Origin of the sequence: Gilliamella sp. B14384G10 (assembly GCF_016101685.1) — a bacterium.
Lineage (GTDB): Bacteria > Pseudomonadota > Gammaproteobacteria > Enterobacterales > Orbaceae > Gilliamella > Gilliamella apis_A.
In genome coordinates this window covers 1-474 of sequence record NZ_JACFQA010000013.1, presented here as the reverse complement: position 1 = coordinate 474, position 474 = coordinate 1, and the positions used below count along the sequence as shown (strand labels likewise).

Genomic DNA, 474 nt, shown 5'->3' with positions numbered 1-474 from the left:
GTTTAGCCGCTATTTATATGGCACAAGCCGGTGTAAATGCGGCACAAGCTGATTTAAATATGTCCGATGCACCGGTAGAAGTAAATCAACCAACAGCAAATGCGGAGAGTAATGCTAATGGTGGTGGCTCTTCTTTGATTAAAGTCAACGCAAGCATAACCGCTGATAATTCAAAACAAAAAACAGAGTATAACAGTCATACTCAAGCCGGTACAGTTATTCATGCTGGTCAAAATGTGAATATCAATGCAAAAGAAAATATTGAAGGCAAAGGCGTTGAAATTATAGGTAAAGATGTCAATCTCAATGCGGGTAATGATATCAAATTTGACTCAGCAAACAGCACTGAAAAATTGAAAAGCACGGATTCAGGCAGTCACTATGGTGCCGGTGTTGGCTTTGGATTAGTGGGCGGGCAAAATGGCTTTTCACTTGAGCTGGCCGCCAGTCAATCCAAAGGTAAAGAAAATGGTT

General features: G+C 40.9%; 1 protein-coding gene. It reads left to right on the top strand.

Annotated features, from left to right (window positions below):
• Positions 1-474: hemagglutinin repeat-containing protein (locus H3T54_RS11795; RefSeq protein ID WP_198222675.1), on the top strand; the 474-nt coding region annotated here is incomplete at both ends.